We start from the raw sequence: 20,675 nt of genomic DNA on the forward strand, positions 1-20,675 counted from the left end.
AAAATAGGTATAAAAAAAGACAAAATCAAATTGACTTTGTCCCATTTTGTTATTATTTTGTTTCACGGTGTACTGTTGAAGTCTTGTCACGTGGACAATATTTTTTTAATTCAACACGTTCCGGATTAGTACGTTTGTTTTTCGTAGAAATGTAGTTTTGTTCGCCACATTCAGTACATTTTAATGTAATATTTACGCGCATGTTTTTCCCTCCCTATCGTCTGATTAATTCAGCACAAGAATGGTTTCATAATAGCATTTATTCCACCCTATTGTCAAGTCGATAACGTGGACTTTCAGACTAAACGAACTAAATGATAAAAACAATGGAATATTATGACAGTTTGTACAATATGCGATATAATTAGTGCAGAGTGATTTAAAAACCAATACACAAGTGAAAAGAGGTGTCCATTCAATCATGAGTACTATACTTATTATCATTTTATTAATACTCGCGGCGATTTCTCTTGTTCTTTCATTTATGAAAAAGAGCGATACTGCTAGTCTAGAAAAAGAAATTGACGAACGTTCTGTTCATCTACTCAAAGAAAACAGTGCGCTGCGTGAGCGCATCAACCGCATTGAAGACGTCTTACAAATTGACTCTTCAAATGCAGGTCACAATTTCGCAACTGAACAAATCAATCTTAACGAACTGTTAAAACAAGAAATTACGGTCCTTTATACGTCTGGTGTTTCTCCAGAAAACATTGCCATTAAAACGGCTACACCACTCGATAAAGTTGAAAAAATAATATATGATTATGTGCATAATGTATAATCAACGAGGAGGCAACTATGACTAGAGAAGCTTATCGCTGGTTAGGAATTGGTTTCCTTGTAGCTGCTTTGTTTGTTCTTGGATTTAAACTGTTTGGTAACGACGCAACTGCTGGTAGTAAAAAAGAAGCTGCTCCTGAAACAAAAACAGCCGCCCAAACAAAAGAACAAGCAGACTGGAAAAAGAAATACGAGGATTTATTAGCTGAAACTGAAACAGCCAAATTAGAAAAAGAAGATAAAGCTGAAGAAGAAACAAAAAAAGAGACGTCTAAAAAAGACGAATCTAGCAAAAAAGACGATAAAAAAGAGACAGATAGTGCTGATATTTCCATTGGTTCCGGTGAACCCGCTTCGGATGTAGCCAAAAAATTGAAAGAGAGTGGAATGATCAGCGATGCGGAGTATTTCACAGAATTCCTTCGCAATAATGGTTATGAAAAATTCATTCGTAATGGAACATATACCATCAAAAAATCAATGAACCTTGACGATATTGCCAAAACAATTACAGGTCAACAATAATAACGATTCAAATGCCCAACTTAGCTATTATAAGCAGAGTTGGGTTTTTTTATGCACAAAAAAAGGATTGTAGAAGTTGGTTTCTACAATCCTTTTTAATTGTTATCCAGGATCTAATCACAAAAATTTGAAAGCTGGGATTATTTATCTTTTTTGTCTGAATAAAGTGCTTTATCAGTACCGTCTGCTTTTTTTGCTCGTTCTTTTTGAAGTTCAAAGTAAGCATCAAAAACATCTTTAGCGATACGCATGTTTAACTTGTTGTCACTATCGCCTTCATATGCCCAAGGCACAGCTACAGAGACAGCAATTTCTGGATCATCGTAAGGCGCATAACCAACAAACGTGGTATTCCAAACGGCTGGTGCTGGGATACCAGATGTGTAATCCCAATCAGGACCCGCATAAAATGACTCAGCAGTACCCGTTTTACCCGCTACCTTATAATCCAATCCAGCAAAGTAAGTAGCACCTGTACCACTTGTTGTACCGCCAGATGTATTGTTCATTACTTCATAAAATCCTTTTTTGACCTGTTCAAAGTAGCTCTTAGGTAAATCAATTTTATTGAGGATTCGTGGGTTCGTTTGTGTTTGTAATGCTCCAACTTCATCATCTTCGTTGGTAGCATCTCTGACTTGCTTAAGAATATGCGGCGCAATACGGTAACCATTATTAGCAATAGTTGAAACGTATTGATTTAATTGTAACGGTGTATAACCATCATATTGACCGTAAGATAAATCGAGGTATTTCCCCGGTTCTTTTTCTTGACCAATAATACCCGTTGCTTCACCCGGTAAATCAATACCCGTTTTAACTCCTAGACCAAATTCACCGTATACTTTTCGTAATTTATCAAAAGCACTGTTGGGAATATCAAGCGAACCATCTTTGACGTAAGTAGCACCTGCAATATCTAATGCCGTTTTCATCATGAACGAGTTAGAAGATTGACGTAACGCTGAAATATCATTCATAGCAAATGAGTTATCACGGTTAAACCATGAACTTTTCTTCGCTGTTCCCTTAAGAATAATCGGTTCATCGATTTCAGAATATCCTGGCTGCTTACCATAAGTATAACCGGCCATGACCGTTGCACCTTTAATTGCTGATCCCATAACATAAGAAGAGGTAAACGTTCCAAGTGAATCATCCTCAAACTTACCTTTTTTGTACTGTTGACCGGATAATGTTAAAATTTCACCAGTTTTAGGATTTGTAATAACAACGTAAGCACGGTCTAATAATCGTGTTCCCGGAGTTGTTTTACCATATTTCAATGCTTCTTTAATAATTTCATCTGTTTTTGACTGTAAATCAGCATCGATTGTTAAAATAACATCACTACCTTTTTTACCAGCGTATTCTTGAACAGTTGAAATAACGTTACCGTCTGAATCTGTTTCACTGCTGTATTCGGCTTTAGAACCACGCAACAATGATTCATATTGTTGCTCAACATAACTTTGGCCGACACGATCATTACGAGCATATCCTAATGCTAAGTATTTCTGCAAGCTTTCATCAGGTAATCCTTGTTTCTCACTTGTAACACTCCCGAGAATTGAACGTAACGTCGTTTTACTGTCGTATGAACGAATCCAATCTTTCGCTGTATCAACACCTGGCAAGTCACCCAGATTTTCACTCACTTTAGCTATTTCCACATCGGTAACATCTTTACTCTTCACATTCACAGGTGTTAACGCGTAACCTGCATTAAATTGACGATAAATAAAGGCGATGTTTTTATCTTGTTGAGTAAGTGAATCGAGTTGTGCTTTGGTCACTGACTCTACTTGTTTTTTATAGTAGTCATCATTCCCTATCTCACTCTGTTCTTTCTCTGTTAACTTCGTATTCTTTTTTGCTTCTTTAGGATGTTTTAAAATCCAATAATCAATCTGATCACGTTCAGTTAAACTTTCTGTATCAACTTTAATCATTGTCGAAAGTTTTTCTGCTGTTTTTAACATATCCGCTGATTTTGTTGACGTAGAACGCGTATATGTAATTGTGTTTTCAGGTTTATTCGCTACTAATTTTTTGAAATTACGATCGTAAATTTCACCACGTGGCACATTTTTTGTAACCGTTGTACTGTTGGTTTGTTCCACTTCACGCTTATAATCTTCACCATAAACAATTTGTAAAAAACCTAATCGCAAAATTAATACTGCAAATAAAATGAATACTATAAAGAATAGAATATTTAATCGTATTGGAATATGTGCTTTACGCTTACTCCGACTTTTTTTCACCTTCACATAAAACAATCCTTCCGTTTTAAAAAGTACTTTCTTAATTTTAGTACATATTTCGTAATAAAGCCACAAACAAGGGTCATTAAATCGTAAATTTTATTATAAACGTATTAAACTCTTTTGCAATTCGAGCAAGAGTCAGATATTATTAACTGTAAGTAATGCTTTTTACACAACACATACTAATATCAATAGATAGGTGGCTACAACCATAATGACCTTTTTAAAACGTTTTTTCAAAAGTATTTATTCTCCCGACGATATCGCAACATACCGACACGTTAAGACAGGTGGTTTAATTGCACAACTCATTTTACTTGTGTGTCTTGCGTTCATACCCACAGCTTATTTAGTAACGACTGTTTCTAAAACATTACTCACCGATGTTCATCAAGTAATCAAAAATGACTTTCCGGAGTTTACTGTTAAAGATGGTAAATTACAATCGGATAGTAAAAAAGCCGTTGTTGAATCCCTTGACCAAGGCGTGTTAGCTTTTAATGCAAGCAATGATATGGATGAGGATTCATTGTCGCAGGTAACGCCCGTCAATAAAGTTGGCGTTGGCTTTTTTAAAGAAGGTATTGCCTTAGAATATTTTGGGACTTCACAAACAATCCCTTATAGTATGGCAAATATTGCAAGTAAAGCGGACTTGGTAAAAACACTTGATACAGCAATATCTTCTTCATCGTATGTGATGACATTGGTGCTTATCTTCATGTTTATCTTACTCATTGTTATTACACTGATCAAAGTCTTCTTTTATGGTCTGTTTGCTTTCTTCCTTGGAAAATCAGGACGGAAAACAATCAGTTATCTGGATGCGGTTCGTATTTCAGCCTTCAGTTGGACATTAATGACTGTCTTTACATTTATCGCTGAAACACTTAACATTTCAATTTCTTATCTGTCAGAATTTAATATCCTCATCACGATTGTGATTATGTTCCTAGCAGTAAAACGCATTCCAACTGATGATCAATCGTTACCTCAGTCGCAAGAGAAATAATAATCTAGCGCAAATGAACACTTGATTGTTTAATCGTTATAAAAAAAAGTGTAATCCCTTAAGGATTACACTTTTTCTTTTGCAAACTGCTTGATTCTTTCACCTATTGCATCTCTTACCTGTTGAAACACTAACCATTGTTCTGCTTCTGTACCCGTTGCTCGTGCCGGATCCTCAAATCCCCAATGCTCACGTGGGACTTCGGCTCTAACAATTGGACAATTTTCATCAGCATCAGCACATAGTGTGACTACTAAGTCTGCTTGTGAATAAATTTCTTCTGACATAACTGTCGATTTTTGTTGAGATATATCAATACCAATCTCTTCCATACACGCTATTGCTTTGGGGTTAATACCATGAGCAACAATCCCCGCACTTTGAACATTCCAATCAGGCAATAGTTTTTTTGCCCACCCTTCAGCAATTTGACTACGGCATGCATTGCCCGTACATAAAAAATAAATAGTTTTTTTCGTCATTTTCAAAATACCTCCTATATTATAAGTAACCAAAGATAAAGCCCAATTAACGTAATAGTTAAGGTCGGTATGGTTAATATCACACCTATTTTAAAGTACGCACCCCAACTAATTTTCATACCTTTTTGTGATAACACATGCAACCAGAGCAACGTAGCTAAAGAACCAATCGGCGTAATTTTAGGTCCCAAATCTGCACCGATTACATTGGCATAAATTAAACCTTCTTTTACGACATCACTTGTTACAACATCATTGATCGCTAATGCATTAATTAAAACAGTCGGCATATTGTTCATAATTGATGACAATAGTGCTGCAATGAATCCCATTGACATCGTTCCTACAAACAAACCTTGATTAGCTGCCGCTTGAATAATATCAGATAATACTGCGGTTAATCCAACATTACGTAATCCAAATACGACCACATACATTCCGATTGAGAAAAAAACAATCGCCCAAGGAGCTCCACGTAAAATCGCTTTTGTATCAACAGATTGACTTCTCTTTGCCATGATGAAAAAGAAAATAGCAATGATACCCACAATAATTGATACAGGAATCCCAGTTAACTCACTTGTGAAATAACCGATGAGTAATACGGATAAAACATACCACGACAGTTTAAACATCGCCTTATTATTGAGAGCTAAACGCGGTTCTTTCACGTCTTCAACATTGTAATTTTTCGGAATACTTTTACGGAAAAATAACAACAGAACAGCTAAACTTGCTAGTAACGAAAACAGGTTGGGTACAATCATCCGAGATGCATACTCAACAAAGCCAATATTAAAAAAATCGGCTGAAACAATATTAACTAAGTTACTTACAATCAGTGGTAATGATGTCGTATCGGCGATAAAACCACTGGCAATAATAAACGGGAAAATTAGCTTATCACTTAATTTCAAATTACGTACCATTGCTAAAACAATCGGTGTTAAAATGAGCGCGGCCCCATCATTTGCAAATAAGGCGGCTACAATCGCACCTAGTAGACTTACATAGATAAACAATCTTTTCCCATTACCTTTTGCAAAACGTGCCATATGCAAAGCGGCCCATTCAAAAAAACCAATATCATCTAAAATAAGAGAAATGATGATAATGCCGATAAATGCTAAGGTCGCATTCCAAACAATGCCTGTTACTTCCACAATATCACTTAAAGTAACGACACCAAGGAGCAGTGCTATCAATGCTCCTATACAAGCAGACCAACCAATTGAAAGGTTCTTAGGCTGCCAAATAACAAAAATCAACGTCACAATAAAGATAAGTACTGCTAATATTAGTTGCATTTCTTACTCTCCTAAACCACAGGTAATGCGTAAGCCCTGGGCTTCTAATTTTTTTATTCGTTCATCTTCTAACGGCAATTGCTCTAAAATAGTTGCTACAAAAGGGTAATCTTTGTGACTCTCGTTTAACGAGTAAAAATGCCATTGACCACGTTTTTCTTCTTTTATTAAACCAACGTCTTTTAATTTGCGCAAATGTTGACTGATAGCTGGTTGACTCATCTCAAACATATCAACGAATTCACATACACAACATTCGTGCCGCTGCATTAAGCGCATCATTGTAAGACGTGTTTTATCTCCCATCAATTTCAGTAACAGTGTGGCTTCAGGGATAGCAGTTTTTGTAACTGTCATATTAGTTCACCTCTTTCTTTTCTTCTTATTTACATACATAATTATATTCTTATGTGATTATGATGTCAACAAAAAAAGAAATTACCCTGTTATAGAGTAACTTCGATTTGCTTTCTAACGTCATCTAGTTATTAACGATACAACTCAATTTCATTATTTAATTGCAACCATAAAAAACGACCCAAATACAAACCAATAAAATTTAATAATATATCATTTGTATCAAAATAACCTAACTCCAAACTATATTGGCTAATTTCTATGAGGAACAAACCTAGTAATGATACCAAGAAAAAAATACTTCGTTTTAGTCGTGTCAGCAACATTCCTAACGGGACAAAATAGAGTATATTAAAGAGTGCTTCAACGATTTTTCCTTTTTTAAGTTCATCAATTAATGTTGTGATTCCAACATAATAACCATATGAACCAACACTTTTGAAAAACAAAAAGAAAATCATAGTTACAAAATAGAGTGAATAACTCACATAAATAAAATAAAGATTAAAACGTCTTCGCTTTAATTGTATGAGCGTCAATGTGATAAAAATAGAAATGATAAGAACAATTATGAAAGACAACCAAGGCCCGTCTAACCATCCATTTTCCTCACCAATATAAACTTGAAAACGCGGCCGCCACCACCAGTCATACATTAAATGCACACAGAAAAATGTTGCTAAAAAAAGCACCAGTGCTCGTACTTTCATTTGATCACCTCCGTTAAAAAAACTCTCCGAAAAATCGGAGAGCCAGATTTTATTAGTCTACTATAGTTTATACACTCTTTTCACTTTTCGTGAGCGTTTTACAGGAACGTTTTTAATAAACAGACGCTGGACGTTTGTACTCTCTTTCCATTCTACAAGCTAGCTGACATTGAACGGCTATTTATGTTTTTATTTTACTCTAGCAATTACCAAACAACTCCTATGAAATTTCATAAATAATATTTTGATAAACACAACCAAATTTTTATTTCCTCCAATTTCTTTGGAGCTGAACGTTTGGTTTTGCTTTTACTCTTCTTTAGCTGTAACGTTCAGACGTAATTCATCCAATTGTTTATCGCTTACTGTTGATGGGGCTTGAGTCATTGGATCACTTGCTCGTCCTGTTTTAGGGAAGGCAATTGTGTCACGAATATTATCGCGTCCTGTTAATAACATGACAATACGATCAAGTCCTAATGCAATACCGCCATGTGGAGGTGTACCATACTCAAATGCGTCCATTAAGAAACCAAATTGTGCACGGGCTTCTTCTTCTGTGAATCCTAATGCTTTAAACATCTTGGCTTGGATAGCACTATCATAAATACGTAGTGACCCGCCGCCTAATTCATAACCATTTAAAACGACATCATAGGCCTGTGCATAGACATCCTCAGGTTTTGTATCTAGCAATGCTACATCTGACTCATTTGGCATAGTAAATGGATGGTGCGCTGCGACAAAGCGTTCTGCTTCTTCATCATATTCAAATAATGGCCAGTTAACGACCCATAAAAAGGCTAATTGTTCTTCATCAATCAATTGTAACTCTTTAGCAACTTTCACTCGTAAAGCGCCTAATGATGCTGCGACGACGCTTGCTTTATCTGCGACAAAAACAAACATATCTCCCACGTTACCATTTAAACGTTCAGTTAATGCTGCTTGTTTATCTGCATCAAAGAATTTAGCAATAGGTCCCTTTAATTCGCCTTCTTCAACTTTAAGCCAAGCTAAACCTTTTGAACCGTATACTTTAACAAACTCACCTAAGGCATCAATTTGTTTACGTGAATAAGCTTTTCCACCACCAACAATGTTAATGGCTTTAACTTGTCCGCCATTTTCAACTGCTTGTGAAAAGACTTTGAAATCAGTATCAACGACAATATCTGCGACATCTTGTAACTCAAGACCAAAGCGGACATCAGGTTTATCACTTCCGTAACGCGCCATTGCCTCATCGTACTCCATACGCGGAAATGGTGTCGGAATATCAACGCCTTTAGCTTTTTTCACAACTGCTTTTAACAAGTTTTCAGTCATTGTTTGAATATCTTCGGCTGATTGGAAACTTGTTTCAATATCAATTTGTGTAAATTCTGGTTGGCGGTCGCCACGCAAATCTTCGTCACGGAAACAACGAACGATTTGGTAATATTTATCAAAACCAGCTGACATCAACAACTGTTTATTGAGTTGAGGAGATTGTGGCAATGCATAAAAATGTCCTGGATGGACACGACTAGGTACTAAATAGTCTCGTGCACCTTCTGGTGTTGATTTGTTTAACATGGGTGTTTCAATATCAATGAAACCTAAATCATCTAATGTATCACGAACAGCACGTTTAATATCATGTCGCGTACGGATGATTTTTGACATTTCTGGACGTCGTAAATCAAGGTAACGGTATTTCAAACGTAAATCATCTGATACTTCTACGCCATCTTCGATATAGAACGGTGTCGTTTTAGCAACGTTTAAAATTTCAATTGAGCTCGCTAAAATTTCAATTTCACCTGTTTTAAGCTTACGATTAATTTGTGATTCATGACGTTCAACAACCTTACCTTTGATTGTCACAACATACTCGCCGCGGACTTTTTCAGCTATTGCTAAAGCTTCTTTTGATTCATCTGGATTAAAAACAATTTGAACATAACCTTCACGATCACGGAGGTCGATAAAGATTAGTCCACCTAAATCACGTCGTTTTTGTACCCAGCCACTCAAAGTAACTTCTTGTCCAACATATTCTTTTGTTACTAATCCACAGTAAGTTGTACGCTTATCCATTAGTTTGTCTCTCCTTCATGCTGCTTTTTTTGTAGTGTTGCTATATAATCTGACATCGCAATTTTTTCTTGTGTGCCCGTTGTCATATCTTTAATAACGATTAAACCTTCTGCTAATTCTTCTTCGCCGACCACAACCACAAAGCGGGCATTTTCACGATCTGCTGTTTTAAATTGGCCTTTAACTTTCTTAGAAAGATAATCTCGTTCTGCCGTAAATCCAGCTTTACGTGCCGCTAATGTTAATTTTAAAGTGATAGGTGAAACAGCTTCACCGACACCTACAACAAAGACATCTAAGTGATTAGCAATTGGCAACGTGATTTCTTCTGCTGCTAGTGCCGCTAATAAACGTTCAATACTCATAGCAAAGCCCACACCCGGTGATGCAGGTCCACCTAATTCTTCCACTAAACCATTGTAACGGCCACCGCCACAGAGTGTTGTAATTGCACCAAAACCTTTTGATTCACTCATAATTTCAAATGTTGTGTGGTTATAATAATCTAAACCACGTACCATTGTTGCATCTTCCACATATGGCACTTCAATCACATCAAGGTGACGTTTAACTTGCGTGTAATAATCAAGTGACTCATCTGTTAAGAAATCAATAATCGATGGGGCTGTTGCGATTAATGGGTGAGCGTGATCGACCTTACAGTCAAGAATACGCAATGGATTTTTTTCGAGACGTGTTTGGCAATCTGAACAAAACTCGTGAATGCTCGGTTTAAAATGAGCGATGAGTGCTTCACGGTGAGCTAAACGGCTTGTTTTATCACCGAGTGAATTAATAACTAATTTAATTTCTTTTAAACCTAGTTCTTGGTAAATCGACAAGGCTAATGCCATCATTTCAGCATCTACTGCTGGGTCTTGGACACCAATTGCTTCTGCTCCTATTTGAACAAACTGGCGTTGACGACCTTTTTGAGGGCGTTCATAACGGAACATTGGCCCACAGTAAAATAATTTTGCGGGTTGATTAACCTGCCCAAATAATTTATGTTCAACGTAGGCGCGCGCAACTGAAGCTGTCCCTTCAGGACGCAATGTCATTGAACGTTCTTTGCGATCGTTAAAAGTGTACATTTCTTTTGTAACAATGTCAGTTGTGTCACCTACACCTTTTTGGAAAAGCTCGGTATGTTCAAAAATAGGTGTACGAATTTCACTGTAACGTGCACGTTTAAATATTTCTTGTGCAACATGTTCGACATATTGCCATTTTTCGCTTTCTCCTGGCATTATATCAACTGTTCCACGCGGAATTTGAATTTTCATTATTTAATGGCCCCCTTAATAATTTTTAGTACAAAAAAAAGAAAACGAACGTCACCCTGCTCCTAAGAACAAGGGACGAGCGTTTTCACCCGTGGTACCACCCTAATTGAAAACCAGCGATGGTTTTCCACTCTCAGTTAACGCCTGATCACGTTTCACTCTACTTGATACCGTTCGAGCGAAATCCTCCTAAGTGTCTTTCAAAAAGTGTTTAGTGCAAAACCTTACAGCCACGGGTTTTACTCTCTTAAACTAAACTTTCTTATCTACTTTTCTTAATCATCGGATATTTATATGGAATAATTCTATCCTATGATATTTTCATCTAGAAGTCAATACAAAGAAATTAAAATACTTTTTTTAATAGATTGCCTACTGTTATGTCTCTGTAGTTTTTCCTTTTATACGCGTGATAATATAACCTAGAATACCACCACATAATGCAGGTATAACCCATCCTAATCCTACATTATCCCACGGTAAATAAGCCGCATAAAAAGCTTGAATGCCAGAAGCAAAGTCCCAGCCTGCTGTTTTGAAACCATCAAATAAACTCACACAGAAAGTAAAGAACATACTCAGTTGGTAAATCGGTTTACTACCCCCATGCAAGCCATTTGTAAGGACTAAAATCACCAAACAAATTACCATAGGATAAATAACCATCAAGACTGGCATCGATACTGCCAATAATTGTGTTAATCCTAAATTAGCAATAATAGCACTAAAAATCGCAATCACTAAAACATAACGTTTTATTGCTATTTTCGGATAAATTTTATTGAAGAACGAAGCTGTTGCAACTGTTAAACCAACACTCGTTGTCAGACAAGATACGATAATTGTGATACCCAGTACCAAGTTGCCATAGGTTCCAAAGTAGAAAGCAGAAACTTTCGCTAATACTTGTGCACCATTTTCAACATAACCGATTTGACTAACGCTTGTTGCACCCATATATGCTAATGAACCATAGATAAACATCAGCAATACCATCGAGATTAACGATGCTTTGATTCCCATCGATGTCACTTCTTTTTTTGTTTTTGCACCTTTTGCTCGAACAGCTTGTAACACAACCATCCCAAATGCAAACGAGGCAATCGTATCTAAAGTTAAATAACCTTGTTGAAAACTATTGAAGAATGATTTTGTATCGTAATCACCGATTGGCGCTTGATACGCACCCATTGGCCAAGCTATTGCGACACCAATAATAATTAATATTAATGTCAGTTTAATTGGTGCTAAGTATTTACCAATAACATCAACGATTTTCCCAGGGTTTCGAGCCAAGAAGTACGTCAATGTAAAAAAGAGAATTGTAAAAACAAACAGTGCTATTTTCTCTGATCCCGCTGGTACAAAAGGATGCACACCTATTTCAAACGAGACATTTCCCGTACGAGGAATTGCAAAAAAAGGACCGATTGCTAGATACAGGATAATTGAAAATATCAATCCAAATAGTTTACCTGCCCCATCAGCTAATTGTTGAACATCATCTTTACCTGATAATGCAAGACTTAAAAAACCCAGAAGTGGTAATCCTACACCGGTTATTAAAAAACCAGCGACTGCAATCCAAACATTTGAACCTGCATTCTGACCTAAAAAAGAGGGAAAAATTAAATTTCCTGCGCCAAAATATAACGCAAATAACATCAACCCGATCGTTAACGTATCTTTAAAAGATGGTTTATGTGTATTCATAAGTACCTCCTATGCAGCTCGGCACCCTTAAGCTTTCGAAAAAGTCTGACTATTCAAAGGTGATGGTTGTCGAGGGAAGATAGCTTCTCTTCCCTTAAACAACGACCATTTTCATTGACAATCTGACCCCGCTAAAGTGGCGATCAGTGACCGCAAATGAATTTTCTTAATAGACAGATGTGCTTTTAGAATTAATAGCTTCCACGTTGTTTTTCACTTCTTGTAAGAAGCGACCAGCAACAAGACCATCTAACACACGGTGATCGATTGAAAGACATAGATTTACCATATCACGAACAGCAATCATCCCGTCTTTAACAACCGGACGTTTAACGATTGATTCAACTTGTAAAATAGCTGCTTGTGGATGATTGATAATTCCCATCGATTGAACTGATCCAAACGATCCTGTCGAATTAACAGTAAATGTTCCGCCATCCATTTCTTTTGATGTTAATTTACCCGTACGTACTTTACCTGCTAAATCAGCAATTTCTTTTCCAATACCTTTAACAGTTTTTTCATCAGCATTACGTACAACTGGTACAAAGAGCGCATCGTCAGTAGCAACGGCAATTGATAAGTTAATATCATGACGTTGGATAATGCTTTCGCCTGTCCATGTACTGTTTAATTCTGGGTATTTTTTCAATGCTTGAGCAACAGCTTTTACAAAGAATGCAAAGTAACTGATAGAAAATCCTTCTTTTGCTTTGAATTCATCTTTAATGCTGTTACGATAATTCACTAATTCTGTTGCATCTACCTCTACCATCACCCAAGCATGTGGAATTTCAAGTGAACTTTGAACCATGTGCTTAGCAATTGCTTTACGGATTGGTGTGACTGGCACTGTTACATCGCCCGCAGCCACAGTTGGTGTCGGTGTAGATGCAGAAGCAGTTGGTGCCACTGATGGTGCCGGAGTTTCAGACACGACTGACGTCTGTTCTGGTGCTGGTGCAGCACTAGGTGTGAAGCCTAAGACATCTTTACGAGTGATACGTCCGCCTTTTCCAGTTCCTGTTACTTGCGTTAAGTCGATGCCTTTTTCTTGCGACAAACGCAATACAACAGGTGAATAACGTGCACGATCGCCTGTTGCTGCAACAGGTGCTGCAACAGGTGCTGCAACAGGTGCTGCAGGTGCTGCTTTAGCTTCAACAACTGGTTCAGGTGTCGGTGCTGCTTTTTCAGTTTCAGCTTCTGGAGCTGGCGTTGTTGCTTCTCCAGCTGTTTCCATCGTACAGATTACTTCACCAACGGGGACAGTGACATCCGCTTCTACAAGAATTTCTTTGATTGTTCCTGTGAATGATGATGGGATTTCTGCTGTTACTTTATCCGTTAATACTTCTGCGATTGGATCATATTGTTCAACGTGGTCTCCTGGTTGTACTAACCACGCTGTAATTGTTCCTTCTGTAACACTTTCGCCAAGTTGCGGCATTTTAATATTTTCAATAGCCATGTGTGTCATTCCTTTCCTTGGGCATTAATAGTCAGCGAGTTCACGCATTGCTGCTTCTACTTGATCCGTATTGATTAAGAATTCTTTTTCAATCGATGAGGCAAATGGCATTGCAGGAGAATCAGGACCTGCTAAGCGAGCGATTGGTGCATCTAAATCAAAGAGACAGTTTTCACCAATAATAGCAGAAACTTCACCAATAACACTGCCTTGTTTATTATCTTCTGTGATCAACAAGACTTTACCTGTCTTTTTAGCTGCTTCAATAATTGCCGCTTCATCCAAAGGATAAATTGTTCGCAAGTCAAGTAAGTGTGTTGAGACACCTTCTTTTTCTAATTTAACTGCCACTTGTTTCGCCATTTCAACACAAAGACCGTAAGTAATGACAGTGAAATCTGTTCCTTCACGCACTACATTAGCTTTACCAATTGGAATGATGTGCTCACCTGCAGGAACTTCTTCTTTCAATAATCGATACGCACGTTTATGCTCTAAAAATAACACGGGATCATTGTCACGAATGGCTGCTTTTAATAGCCCTTTGGCATCTGCTGGAGATGAAGGCATAACAATTTTCAATCCTGGTTGACCCATAAAGATTTTTTCAATCGATTGTGAGTGGTACAATCCGCCATGAACACCACCACCATAAGGCGCACGGATAACCATTGGCACTGTCCAATCATTGTTTGAACGGTAACGAATACGCGCTGCTTCTGAGATAATTTGGTTAATAGCTGGCATGATAAAGTCCGCAAACTGCATTTCTGCAATTGGACGTAATCCGTACATTGCTGCACCAATACCAACACCTGCAATTGCTGATTCAGCAAGTGGTGTATCTAGCACACGGTCATGACCAAATTGATCGTAAAGACCATCTGTCGCTTTAAAAACGCCGCCTTTGACACCCACATCTTCGCCTAATACAAAGACATTTTCGTCGCGTTCCATTTCTTCGCGCATTGCGAGTGTAATCGCCTCAATATATGATAAAACTGCCATATTAGTTTCCTCCTTGCGTATCTTCGTCATACACGTGATGACCTAATGTTTCAACAGCTGGTGCTGCTGCATTCTCAGCATACTCTGTTGCTTCTTGAATTTCTGCTTTCACACGAGCTTCAATTGCATCTAGCTCTTCTTGAGTTGCTACTTTTTCGTCTAATAATTGATTAAAGTAAATGTCTAATGGATCTTTACCACGTGCTGCTTCGACTTCTTCACGCGTACGGTAGCTGCGGTCGTCATCATCTGATGAATGCGGTGTAAAGCGGTATGTCACTGTTTCAATTAACGTTGGACCTTCACCATCACGCGCACGTGTAACAGCGCGTTTGAACGCCAAGTATACAGCGACCATATCGTTACCATCTACTGTTTCGCCTGGAATGCCATAACCGATTGCACGATCAGATAATTTATCTGCAGCAAATTGTAATTCTTTCGGAACAGAAATTGCATATTGATTATTTTCAATTACAAACACAACAGGTAAACGGTGAACACTCGCAAAGTTAATCCCTTCATGGAAGTCACCTTGGTTAGATGATCCTTCACCACAAGAAGTATAAGCAACAATTGGGTCTTTACGCATTTTAGCTGCGAGAGCAATCCCAGCTGCATGTGGGAATTGTGTTGTTACTGGCGAACTTTGTGTGACAATACGGTGTGCTTTATGTCCGTAATGAGCAGGCATTTGACGACCACCTGAGTTAGGGTCTTCAGCTTTACCGAATGCTGATAACAAGACTTCTTTTGCTGTCATACCAAAAGCAAGTACTACGGCTAAGTCACGGTAATAAGGTAACGTGTAATCTATCTCACGGTTAAAGGCAAAAGCAGATGCAACTTGCGCGCCTTCTTGTCCTTGTCCTGAAATATTAAAAGGAATTTTCCCCGAACGGTTAAGTAACCAAATTCGCTCATCTACGCGTCGAGCCATTAACATAACTTCATACATTTCTAATAACGTTTCTTTATCTAATTCCATATCTTTTAAACTTGCTTTTTTCACTCGTGAATCTTTCAACATCATGATTCCTCCTTTTTAATAACCCTTATCCATGAACGGCATTACCATCAACTGCGAGTGCAGCTTCCGCCAATGCTTCAGAAAGTGTGGGGTGTGGGTGAATGGTTGTCCCAATTTCCCATGGTGTTGCATCAAGTACTTGTGCGAGACCCGCTTCACTAATTAAATCAGTTGCATGAGGTCCGATAATTGAAACACCTAATAAATCATTCGTTTCTTTATCAGCAACAACTTTGATAAAACCTTCTGCTTCGCCGAATACAAGCGCCTTGCCGTTACCTTGGAAGTTAAACTTCCCTACTTTAACTTCATGTCCACGCTCTTTTGCTTGTGCTTCACTAATACCCACACTCGCAATTTCTGGTGTTGTATAAACACAACGCGGTACTTGATCATAATTCATTTTCTCAGAATCACCATCGACAATATGATCCACTGCAGCTTGGCCCTCATGCATCGCAACATGAGCTAATTGCATTGTTGGGATACAGTCACCAATCGCATACATATGACTTTCTGCTGTTTGGTAATGATCGTTGACCTCAATAAAATCACGGTCTGTTTTTATTGCTGTATTTTGTAAACCAATTGATGTTGTGTTCGCTTTACGACCCACAGAAACCATGACTTTTTCAGCAGAATAAGTAATTGTTTCACCTTTGACCTCTGCTTGAATAGTAATACCATCTTCTGTTTTTGTAAACGTGTCAGCTAAAACTTTAGCTTTAGTTACAATCGTAATGCCTTTTTTAGTTTTAATTCTTTGCAATGTTCTTGATAGTTCTGCATCTTCAGTCGGGATAATACGGTCAGCATATTCCAATACAGTTACCTTAACACCAAAATCATGGAGCATTGATGCCCATTCCATCCCAATAACGCCACCACCAACAATCACCAATGATTCTGGCAATGCCTCAAGTTGCAACATGCCATCTGAAGAAAGAACTGTTTCTTCATCAAAATTCAATCCTGGCAAGCTTTGTGGTTGTGAGCCAGTTGCGATGATTAAACTTTTAGGAATAATCATTTCTGGTTCTTGATCGTCTGAATAAGTGATTGAAATTGTACCAGCTGTTGGAGAAAAGATTGAAGGTCCTAAAATAGTCCCTGTTCCGTAGAAGACATCAATTTTCCCTTTTTTCATCAGACCTTTAACGCCTGCTTCTAATTGATCAACAATTTTTTGCTTGCGTGCTTGTGCGTTAACAAAATTAATTGTCGATGTTTCCAAACCTGAATCCGAACCTAAAGTAACACCAAAAGCCGCTGCTTGTTTCACTGTTTCTAATACTTCAGCTGAACGTAAAAGTGCTTTTGTTGGGATACAACCACGGTGTAAACAAGTGCCTCCAAGTTTATCTTTTTCTACGACGGCAACACGTTGCCCTTTTTTAGCGGCAGCAATCGCTGCAACATACCCTCCGGTACCGCCTCCAAGTACAACTACATCATATTCATTTGCCATTTGTTACGCCTCCTCTATATTGACGAGCCTCTTCTTCCCCGTGCATGACACGCTGAGCTCCTTCATTTAACGCTAGTAATTCATCTTCTCCCGGTTCTAAAATCACCGGAGCAATCCACTGGATTTTACGACTGACTAGCTGAGTAAAACTTGCACTATTTGCTAACCCACCCGTTAAGATAATACCATCAACTTCACCATTAAGTACAGCGGCACATGCTCCAATTTCTTTACTAACTTGATAAGCCATCGCTTCAAAAACGATTTTAGCTTCCGTGTTACCATCCGCTACCATCGCTTCAACAGTGCGCATATCGTTGGTTTCAAGATAAGAAACCACACCACCTTTACCCACTAACTGGCGATAAAATGGATTTTTTTGCCAGCGCTCTTCTTGCGAGTAAGCCAACGTTTGTTGAAGGGGCAATCCACCGGAACGTTCAGGACTAAATGGCCCATCGCCATCCAACGCATTGTTGACATCAATTACTTTACCTTGTTGATGTGCACCTACAGAAATACCACCGCCAAGATGTGCGATAATCCAATTACGTTCATCATAACGATACCCTTTTTTTGCTGCAACTTTGCGTCCAGCCGATTTATGATTCAAAGCATGAAAAATACTTTTACGTTCGATTGCCTTGTTGCCAGAAATACGCGCAATGGGTTGTAATTCATCAACGACCACTGGGTCAACGATAAACGCTGGAATGCCATACAGTTCACTGATACGATTCGCAATCAGTGCACCTAAATTCGATGCGTGTTCTCCATAGAGAGCGCCTCGTAAATCATGCAGCATCTTTTCATTAACGCGATACGTTCCACTCTCTAACGGTGCTAGCAAGCCACCTCTGCCTACAACAGCATCTAGCGATTCTAATGTAATGTTTTCAGCAGCTAATGTTTCTTTGATAAATTCTGTACGATAGTCATATTGTTCTATAACAGTTTCAAATGGAGCCAGTGCTTCTGTTGAATGACTCGCTGTCTTTTCAAACATAAGCTTGTCGCCTTCATATACGGCTATCTTAGTTGATGTCGAGCCTGGATTTATTGCAAGAATTTTAAATGTCATAGTAAGACCCCTTTATGTTAAATGATTTAGTCAACTACATTTTGAATAGCTAATTCTAACGATGCTAATTTACTATCCAATGAGTCACTGCGTGATGTCAATACAACAGGTACTTTTGCTCCAATGATAGCACCACTAATTACTGAAGGAATAAAATGCGTAATCGTTTTATACATTAAATTACCACTTTCGATGTTAGGTACAATTAAAACATCGGCATCCCCTTGGATTTCACCAGGATATTTTTTCGCTACCGCTGAATGTGCATCCGTAGCAATATCCATTGAAATGGGGCCTTCTACAATTGCATCATAAGGGTTTTCTGCAAAGTAATCAGCGACTGCTTTTGCATCAACTGATGATTGCATCTTCGGACTTACTGTTTCTACTGCGCTTAGTAAAGCAACTTTTGGACAAGTAATTCCGATATTTTTAGCAACATCAATCGCATTTTTAGAAATCTCTATTTTAGTCGCTACGTCTGGGGCAATATTCAAACCAGGATCACTCATTACCCACTGACGGCTACCATCTTTAAAGTTGATGACAGAAACTTGTGATAACACTTTCTTGTCTCTCAAATTATTTTCTCTTTTTAAAATTGCACTAAGTAACATCGATGTGTGTATGTTACCTTTCATAATAATCTGCGCCTTTTTGGCTTGTACTGCCTGTACTGCTCCACTTACAGTTTCATCAATCGTTTCACATTTTGTATACTGACAGCCAGTTATATCACTGACATCAATGTCTTCACAGCCAAAAATAATAAAGTGACAGATATTTTTTTCTGCTGCTGGTTTAACAAATGCATCAATAATATAAGCATCTGCTCCAGCTATTGCTACCGTTCTAGTTGCCATAACACCACTCATTTCTCTCAATTTTTATATAAAATCCCCCCACTGACAACAACTCCAATTATGTCAATGAGAGGACAAGGATTACTTATTTACCGCGGCGGCTAATTGAAGAATGTTCAGTTTTCAAAAAATTACTACGAACATGTTTCAGTTGGTCGATACGTTGTTCTGCTAAATGATCTGCAGCAATCGCTGGTATAATATTTTGCTCTTTCGCAATATCAAACACTTTACCAATTTGCGTATAAATTTCTTTTACTTTATTGACAGCTCTTGTCTCATTGTAACCACTCAATTCATCAGCAACATTGATAACGCCACCTGAGTTAACAATATAATCTGGCGCATATAAAATACCACGCTCTTGTAACATTTTACCATGTTTTTCAATATCAAGTAATTGATTATTTGAACTACCACATACGGCTTTAACTTTTAAACGTGGAATTGTATCATCATTTAAGATGGCTCCTAAAGCACAAGGTGCAAAAATATCTGCTTCAACATCATAAATTTCATCGATACCCACTGCCGTTGCGTTTAAATTAGTAACCGCACGTTGAATCGCTTCTTCATTAATATCAGTCACGATTAATTCAGCGCCTTCTTCATTTAATAACTCACACAAGGTATAAGATACATTACCGACACCTTGAACTGCAATTTTTTTACTCGTCAATGAATCGCTACCAAATACTTCTTTTGCAGTACGTTTCATTGCATAGTAGATTCCTAAAGCCGTTTTTGGACTTGGGTTCCCAGATGAACCTTCACCCGCTGTGCTTCCTGTTACAAAATCAGTTTCCATATACATATGATTCATATCTTCTTCTGTTGTACCCACATCTTCTGCAATAATATAACGGCCATTAAGGCTTTCAACATAACGACCTAAGGCTCTGAATAACGCTTCACTTTTATCTTTACGAGGATCGCCAATAATTACCGTTTTACCACCACCGATATTTAAACCAGCTGCAGCATTTTTATAAGTCATACCGCGTGATAATCTTAACACGTCATTTAAAGCTTCTTCTTCGGATGCATAGGGCCACATGCGACAACCACCTAAAGCCGGTCCTAAAGTTGTATCGTGAATAGCGATAATCGCTTTTAAACCTGATTCTTTGTCGTGACAAAAGACCACTTGTTCATACCCATCTTTTACCATTGTTTCAAATAACATATCCATTCCTCCTAAGAAATATAATTATAATGACTAATGAT

The 20,675-nt window shown here is 37.9% G+C and carries 19 protein-coding genes and 1 other annotated feature; of the genes, 3 read left to right on the forward strand and 16 right to left on the reverse strand.

The window, feature by feature from the left end; all coding sequences use genetic code 11:
- Positions 1-52: 52 nt before the first annotated feature.
- Positions 53-202: a 50S ribosomal protein L33 gene (gene rpmG, locus V6S17_RS08850; RefSeq protein WP_029092288.1), complete on the reverse strand. Its 150-nt coding sequence runs from the start codon at positions 200-202 to the stop codon at positions 53-55.
- A 219-nt stretch (positions 203-421) separates the two neighbouring features.
- Here rpmG and V6S17_RS08855 point away from each other — a divergent pair, with 219 nt between their 5' ends.
- Together V6S17_RS08855 and V6S17_RS08860 are read left to right on the forward strand one after the other, a co-directional pair.
- Positions 422-784 carry a hypothetical protein gene (locus V6S17_RS08855; protein ID WP_036027613.1) on the forward strand — a complete coding sequence of 121 codons (363 nt, stop codon included), beginning with the start codon at positions 422-424 and terminating at the stop codon, positions 782-784.
- A 17-nt stretch (positions 785-801) separates the two neighbouring features.
- Positions 802-1,308: an endolytic transglycosylase MltG gene (locus V6S17_RS08860; RefSeq protein ID WP_029092289.1), complete on the forward strand. Its 507-nt coding sequence runs from the start codon at positions 802-804 to the stop codon at positions 1,306-1,308.
- A 140-nt stretch (positions 1,309-1,448) separates the two neighbouring features.
- Here the strand turns inward: V6S17_RS08860 and V6S17_RS08865 are convergent, their stop codons facing one another.
- Complete coding sequence (locus V6S17_RS08865; RefSeq protein WP_244877117.1) at positions 1,449-3,581, reverse strand: peptidoglycan D,D-transpeptidase FtsI family protein; 2,133 nt, start codon at positions 3,579-3,581, stop codon at positions 1,449-1,451.
- A 211-nt stretch (positions 3,582-3,792) separates the two neighbouring features.
- Between V6S17_RS08865 and V6S17_RS08870 the strand changes: the two genes are divergently transcribed.
- The gene (locus V6S17_RS08870) at positions 3,793-4,590 is read left to right on the forward strand and encodes a DUF1189 domain-containing protein (protein WP_029092291.1); all 798 of its coding nucleotides are present in this window, start codon (positions 3,793-3,795) and stop codon (positions 4,588-4,590) included.
- A gap of 65 nt (positions 4,591-4,655) precedes the next feature.
- Here V6S17_RS08870 and arsC read toward each other — a convergent pair whose 3' ends face one another.
- From arsC to V6S17_RS08940, 14 genes are all read right to left on the reverse strand, one after another.
- A complete protein-coding gene (gene arsC, locus V6S17_RS08875) occupies positions 4,656-5,072 on the reverse strand; it encodes an arsenate reductase (thioredoxin) (RefSeq protein WP_029092292.1) in 417 nt (138 codons plus the stop codon).
- A gap of 14 nt (positions 5,073-5,086) precedes the next feature.
- Positions 5,087-6,379 (reverse strand): arsenic transporter, encoded by a 1,293-nt coding sequence (locus V6S17_RS08880; RefSeq protein WP_029092293.1) that lies wholly within the window; start codon positions 6,377-6,379, stop codon positions 5,087-5,089.
- Between the two features lie 3 nt (positions 6,380-6,382).
- A complete protein-coding gene (locus V6S17_RS08885) occupies positions 6,383-6,736 on the reverse strand; it encodes an ArsR/SmtB family transcription factor (protein ID WP_029092294.1) in 354 nt (117 codons plus the stop codon).
- A gap of 131 nt (positions 6,737-6,867) precedes the next feature.
- Positions 6,868-7,446, reverse strand: a complete 579-nt coding sequence (locus V6S17_RS08890) for a VanZ family protein (RefSeq protein WP_029092295.1) — start codon at positions 7,444-7,446, stop codon at positions 6,868-6,870.
- A 309-nt stretch (positions 7,447-7,755) separates the two neighbouring features.
- The gene (gene aspS, locus V6S17_RS08895; RefSeq protein ID WP_029092296.1) at positions 7,756-9,528 is read right to left on the reverse strand and encodes an aspartate--tRNA ligase; all 1,773 of its coding nucleotides are present in this window, start codon (positions 9,526-9,528) and stop codon (positions 7,756-7,758) included.
- Positions 9,528-10,814 (reverse strand): histidine--tRNA ligase, encoded by a 1,287-nt coding sequence (gene hisS / locus V6S17_RS08900; RefSeq protein ID WP_029092297.1) that lies wholly within the window; start codon positions 10,812-10,814, stop codon positions 9,528-9,530. The genes aspS and hisS overlap by 1 nt, the downstream gene beginning before the upstream one ends.
- Before the next feature lie 68 nt (positions 10,815-10,882).
- Positions 10,883-11,106 (reverse strand) — a binding site (T-box leader).
- Between the two features lie 86 nt (positions 11,107-11,192).
- A complete protein-coding gene (gene brnQ / locus V6S17_RS08905; RefSeq protein WP_029092298.1) occupies positions 11,193-12,527 on the reverse strand; it encodes a branched-chain amino acid transport system II carrier protein in 1,335 nt (444 codons plus the stop codon).
- 166 nt (positions 12,528-12,693) lie between these two features.
- The gene (locus tag V6S17_RS08910) at positions 12,694-13,998 is read right to left on the reverse strand and encodes a dihydrolipoamide acetyltransferase family protein (protein WP_029092299.1); all 1,305 of its coding nucleotides are present in this window, start codon (positions 13,996-13,998) and stop codon (positions 12,694-12,696) included.
- Positions 13,999-14,022: 24 nt separating this feature from the next.
- Entirely contained in the window at positions 14,023-15,006 is a 984-nt protein-coding gene (locus V6S17_RS08915) for an alpha-ketoacid dehydrogenase subunit beta (protein WP_029092300.1), read from the reverse strand.
- Position 15,007: 1 nt separating this feature from the next.
- The gene (locus V6S17_RS08920; protein ID WP_080712963.1) at positions 15,008-16,036 is read right to left on the reverse strand and encodes a thiamine pyrophosphate-dependent dehydrogenase E1 component subunit alpha; all 1,029 of its coding nucleotides are present in this window, start codon (positions 16,034-16,036) and stop codon (positions 15,008-15,010) included.
- Positions 16,037-16,061: 25 nt separating this feature from the next.
- Positions 16,062-17,504, reverse strand: coding sequence for a dihydrolipoyl dehydrogenase (gene lpdA, locus V6S17_RS08925; protein ID WP_029092302.1), 1,443 nt, complete (start codon positions 17,502-17,504; stop codon positions 16,062-16,064).
- Positions 17,494-18,585 (reverse strand): butyrate kinase, encoded by a 1,092-nt coding sequence (buk, locus tag V6S17_RS08930; RefSeq protein ID WP_029092303.1) that lies wholly within the window; start codon positions 18,583-18,585, stop codon positions 17,494-17,496. The genes lpdA and buk overlap by 11 nt, the downstream gene beginning before the upstream one ends.
- Before the next feature lie 26 nt (positions 18,586-18,611).
- A complete protein-coding gene (locus V6S17_RS08935; protein ID WP_036027700.1) occupies positions 18,612-19,448 on the reverse strand; it encodes a phosphate acyltransferase in 837 nt (278 codons plus the stop codon).
- A gap of 85 nt (positions 19,449-19,533) precedes the next feature.
- Positions 19,534-20,634, reverse strand: a complete 1,101-nt coding sequence (locus V6S17_RS08940) for a Glu/Leu/Phe/Val dehydrogenase dimerization domain-containing protein (RefSeq protein ID WP_029092305.1) — start codon at positions 20,632-20,634, stop codon at positions 19,534-19,536.
- Between the last annotated feature and the right edge of the window lie 41 nt (positions 20,635-20,675).

Source organism: Brochothrix thermosphacta DSM 20171 = FSL F6-1036, from assembly GCF_036884295.1.
Lineage (GTDB): Bacteria > Bacillota > Bacilli > Lactobacillales > Listeriaceae > Brochothrix > Brochothrix thermosphacta.